This is a genomic window from Bacillus sp. JJ1532 (assembly GCF_036965085.1).
Lineage (GTDB): Bacteria > Bacillota > Bacilli > Bacillales > Cytobacillaceae > Cytobacillus.
Genome location: NZ_JBALOW010000058.1, coordinates 48,762 through 53,634, shown reverse-complemented (window position 1 = coordinate 53,634; position 4,873 = coordinate 48,762). Strand labels below are relative to the sequence as shown.

General features: G+C 39.1%; 4 protein-coding genes. 1 reads left to right on the top strand and 3 read right to left on the bottom strand.

Features of this window, described 5'->3' with window-relative positions; translation table 11 throughout:
* Positions 1-294 precede the first annotated feature (294 nt).
* Positions 295-1,413 carry a sporulation integral membrane protein YtvI gene (ytvI, locus tag V7122_RS19250; RefSeq protein ID WP_335343859.1) on the top strand — a complete coding sequence of 373 codons (1,119 nt, stop codon included), beginning with the start codon at positions 295-297 and terminating at the stop codon, positions 1,411-1,413.
* A 53-nt stretch (positions 1,414-1,466) separates the two neighbouring features.
* On the opposite strand, the gene V7122_RS19245 is transcribed toward ytvI, so the two are convergent.
* From V7122_RS19245 to pfkA, 3 genes are read right to left on the bottom strand one after another with little or no spacing between them, the layout of a single operon-like run.
* Positions 1,467-1,853, bottom strand: a complete 387-nt coding sequence (locus V7122_RS19245; protein WP_335343860.1) for an FxsA family protein — start codon at positions 1,851-1,853, stop codon at positions 1,467-1,469.
* A gap of 12 nt (positions 1,854-1,865) precedes the next feature.
* The gene (gene pyk / locus V7122_RS19240) at positions 1,866-3,626 is read right to left on the bottom strand and encodes a pyruvate kinase (protein ID WP_335343861.1); all 1,761 of its coding nucleotides are present in this window, start codon (positions 3,624-3,626) and stop codon (positions 1,866-1,868) included.
* A gap of 16 nt (positions 3,627-3,642) precedes the next feature.
* Positions 3,643-4,602 carry a 6-phosphofructokinase gene (gene pfkA / locus V7122_RS19235; protein WP_335528339.1) on the bottom strand — a complete coding sequence of 320 codons (960 nt, stop codon included), beginning with the start codon at positions 4,600-4,602 and terminating at the stop codon, positions 3,643-3,645.
* Positions 4,603-4,873: the final 271 nt, after the last annotated feature.

Sequence of the window (4,873 nt, the reverse complement as noted above, 5' to 3'; positions counted from 1 at the left end):
AATATAAAGTCATTTTTAGTATGGATACGAATAAAAAATACATTCTATTCTTAATATTATTCTAACATAATTTCAGAATTATTAAAAATAAATTACCTTTTATTACAACTTTTCCCTATCAGAAGATTAGTGTGTTTATAAGATGATATCCTATTTTGGAAATGGTAAAATATTCTGCAGAGAAATATCTTTTCCATTAAGTTTTTATTGTTATTTCTTTAAATAATGAAACTTTCTTCTGTAATTTAAGTAAATAATATTAGTTTTTATGCAATGTCATAAGGAGGTACTTGCTTGAACCCAGTATATTTTTATCGAACGTTAAGGTTATTATTCGTTATCGGCTTTGCTCTATTGATTCTTATAGGTTTTTTCTATGTTTCAAAAGTGACATACCCGTTTATTATTGGTTTTGCCATTGCCTTTCTTATTAACCCGCTCGTTAATTTCCTCCAGAATAAATGGCGAATGCCTCGTGCACTAGCGGTTCTAATTAGTATAGTTCTGATTATCGCTCTATTTGCAGGTCTGATCACTCTATTAATAGCAGAGATTGTATCAGGTGCAGATTACTTGGCTAAAGTAGTTCCAGATCATTTGGAAACACTTATTGATTATGTTGAACAATTCTTTGCAGGACAAATTATTCCATTTTACAATCAGATAACAAGTCTGTTTAATAGTCTGGATACCGGGCAGCAAGGTACAATTATGGAAAATATAGAGAATGTCGGAAAGAAGATTGGGTCAACTTTAGGGACATTTATTCAAAACTTCTTTGGCAAAATACCGAATATTTTATCTTGGTTTCCGAATGCAGCAACTGTTTTGATTTTCTCGTTGCTTGGCACATTTTTTATTAGTAAAGATTGGTACCGGCTTTCTGCAATGGCCGGCAAACTGCTTCCAAACCGAGCGAAGACGAGCGGAATAACAGTTTTTGCAGACCTTAAAAAAGCTCTTTTTGGATTTGTGAAAGCCCAAGCAACACTTATCTCCATCTCAACAGTCATCATTTTAATTGGGTTATTAATTTTAAGAGTTGATTATGCAATAACGATTGCACTAATTGCAGGAATTGTTGACATTATCCCTTATTTAGGGACCGGATTAATTTTTGTTCCCTGGATCATTTATGAAGCCGTTGCTGGAGATTTAGGTATGGCTATCGGATTAGGGATTTTATATACAATTGTTCTCGTTCAGCGTCAAATTATGGAGCCAAAAATTCTTTCCTCCAACATCGGACTTGATCCTTTAGCTACTTTAATTGCCTTGTTTGTCGGGTTTAAGTTAATTGGATTTTTAGGACTGATTGTCGGCCCTGTTACTCTAGTCATTATTACAACCCTGCATAAAGCTAACGTATTCCATGATTTATGGCTATTTATCAAAGGGAAACCTGAGTCTTAAATACATGCAGAAAAAGGTCATTCCATTATGGAATGACCTTTCTCTATTTCAGCTTATCTTATAATCGTTATTGTATTTCTGTCTATCCATTTTCGAAACCATTTAATCATGAGCTTTTTGAATATGCTTTTTGTTGGGGGAGCTAATAAGAGTAAACCAGTAATATCACTTAAAAAACCCGGGGTGAGAAGCAATGTTCCACCGATTAACACACATATCCCATCGAGAATCGCGTCTCCTGGCATTCGGCCATAGCTCAGCTGCTCCCTAGCTCGCCTTATCGTTTCAAGCCCCTGTTTCTTAGCTAAATATGCTCCCAATACGCCTGTAAATACAATTAAGCCAATTGTTGGCCATACCCCTATAAAATTCCCTGAGAGGAGGAGCATCCCAATCTCTGCAGCGGGAACAACAATGATCAATAATATTAAATATCTCATAGTGTCACCATGTTAGAGAACACTAGCATGCCCGTTATAAATAACACCCCGATTGGAGTCGACTGTAATTTCCTGCCCATCCTTCAATAAAGTTGTTGCATTTTCAACTCCAACGATAACAGGTATGCCAATATTAATTCCAACTACTGCCGCATGACTCGTTAGCCCGCCTTCCTCTGTAATAAGCGCGCTGCACTTCTCGATAGCTGGCACCATTTCTCGATCCGATCCAATTGTTACTAAAATGGCTCCTTCTGTTACTTTAGCATTCGCTTCCTCTGCATTACGGGCAACAACTACTTTTCCAAATGCAGACTTTCGTCCAATTCCTTGAGCCTTTACCAAGATATCCCCTACGACATGTATTTTCATCAAGTTTGTGGTTCCTGCTTCACCTACCGGAACACCCGCTGTTATAACAACTAAATCACCAGAAGACACAATCCCGCTATTTAAGCTTTCTTCTACTGCGGCATCAAGCATGTCATCTGTTGTTGATGCCTTTCTTCCAATTTGCGGATAAACTCCCCAAACGAGTGCAAGACGGCGAGAAACATAATCATTTGATGTAACAGCGACAATCGGTGCTTTAGGACGATACTTAGAAATCATCCTTGCCGTATGACCGCTTTCAGTAGGTGTGATTATGGCATGAACATCAAGGTTAAGTGCCGTATGTGCAACAGATTGACCAATAGCATCGGTTATATTATGTTCATTGTCTTTACTGCGTGAGGAGAGAATTTCTTTATGTGCTAAAGCTGTCTCTGCACGGGAAGCAATATTATGCATCGTTTGCACAGCTTCAAAAGGATATGCGCCTGCAGCTGTTTCTCCAGAAAGCATAATAGCATCAGTACCATCAAAGATGGCATTTGCTACATCACTTGCTTCAGCTCGAGTAGGACGAGGGTTGCGCTGCATGGAGTCAAGCATTTGTGTAGCTGTAATGACAGGTTTTCCTTGTGCATTGCATTTTTTGATTAATTGCTTCTGCACTAAAGGAACCTCTTCCGCAGGTATTTCAACTCCAAGATCTCCTCTAGCAACCATTATTCCATCAGACACCTCAAGAATTTCATCGATTTTATCGACTCCTTCTTGGTTTTCAATTTTAGGTATGATCTGGATATGTGAGGCCTGATTGTCTTCTAAAAGCTGTCTAATTTCCAGAACATCAGATGCTCTGCGAACAAATGAAGCTGCGATAAAGTCAATTCCCTGTTCAATTCCAAAAAGGATATCTTGAGCGTCCTTTTCTGTTATACCAGGTAAATTTACAGATACTCCTGGAACATTAACACCCTTCTTATTCTTTAATATTCCGCCATTTAAAATGATCGTATGAATTTCTTTTGAAGCCTTATCAATCTTGTTCACCTCAAGAGCAATCAAACCATCATCAAGTAATATCTTAGAACCTACCTCTATGTCATTAATTAACTCGGCATATGTAACAGAAAACCTCTCCGCTGTCCCTTCAACTTCATTCATAGAAACAATGATTTCATTGCCTGCTTTCAATTCAATGGCATCGTGTCTCATATTATGAGTACGAATTTCAGGACCTTTCGTATCTAAAAGAATGGCAACCGTTTTTTCCGCCCGTCTAGCTGCCTCCCGTATATTTCGGATTCGCTGTCCATGCTCTTCGAAATTTCCATGTGAAAAGTTTAAACGTGCCACATTCATCCCAGCTTCAATTAACTGCATTAATTTTTCAACACTCTCACTGGCTGGTCCAATCGTACATACGATCTTTGTTTTTCGCATGATGTTTCCTCCTCTATTAAATCGAAAGTTCCTTTGATAATCTAAAGATTCCAAGATCCACTACATGCTTAGTATCAAGGACCTTATTAAAATCATGGTCAACAACTAGATTGTTCTCAATTCCAACAGCACGTCCTCCCTTGCCTTCAAGCAAGAGCTCTACCGCATATGCACCAAGGCGACTGGCGAGAACACGGTCAAATGCTGTTGGAGAGCCGCCGCGCTGCATATGTCCTAAGACAGAAACCCGTGTATCAAAATTCGTAGCTTCCTCGAGTTCTTTGGCAAAATCCATTCCCGTTGTCACACCTTCTGCCACGATGATAATACTATGCTTCTTACCCCGTGCATGTCCCTTAATTAGTCTGGCAGCAATTTCATCCATATTATATTTTTCTTCTGGAATAAGAATGGTTTCTGCCCCACCGGCTAATCCCGCCCATAGAGCAATGTCTCCTGCATTTCTTCCCATGACCTCAATAATAAAGGTGCGTTCATGAGAGGTAGCTGTATCTCGTATTTTATCAATTGCGTCAATAACCGTATTAATAGCCGTATCGAAGCCGATGGTATACTGAGTTCCTGCAATATCATTGTCTATCGTTCCCGGAATGCCAATGCATGGAAAACCTTGCTCAGATAGTGCTCTTGCACCATGATAGGACCCATCTCCTCCAATAACGACTAATCCTTCAATCCCATATTTCTTTAACTGTTCCAATCCTCTTTGTTGGCCATCTTTTGTTTTGAATTCCTCACATCGAGCAGAGTATAATATCGTTCCCCCGCGATGGATGATATCTCCAACGGAACCAAGCTCCAGTTTGTTAATATTCCCGCTTATAAGCCCTGAATATCCTCCTAAAACTCCAAAAACCTCTATATCATGATAAATAGCTTTTCTTACTACGGCACGAATTGCCGCGTTCATGCCCGGGGAATCCCCTCCACTCGTAAGCACTCCTATTCTTTTCACACTTTCACCTCAAATTCTTATTATCTAAATAAGATTACTTCCAATACTGTATAAGTGAAATCAAATTCACTTTTTAGAAAGGGAAATACTAGAAATCACAAATTGGCATACATCTAAAATACCATGAAGACATTGGTATCACAACTGAATTAGAAAAGCGGAAGCGCCTTCGGAACAATTAAAGGACGAATTGTTCCTGCGATGTTCATTCGCAGAAGATCTCCTTAGTGTCCACCCCCGACAAGCACAAGACAAGCCTCCCGGAAAGGTG

Excerpts from the sequence above, each read along its gene's own strand:
- V7122_RS19245 (WP_335343860.1), bottom strand. The coding sequence starts at position 1,853 with ATGAGATATTTAATATTATTGATCATTGTTGTTCCCGCTGCAGAGATT.
- pyk (WP_335343861.1), bottom strand. The coding sequence starts at position 3,626 with ATGCGAAAAACAAAGATCGTATGTACGATTGGACCAGCCAGTGAGAGT.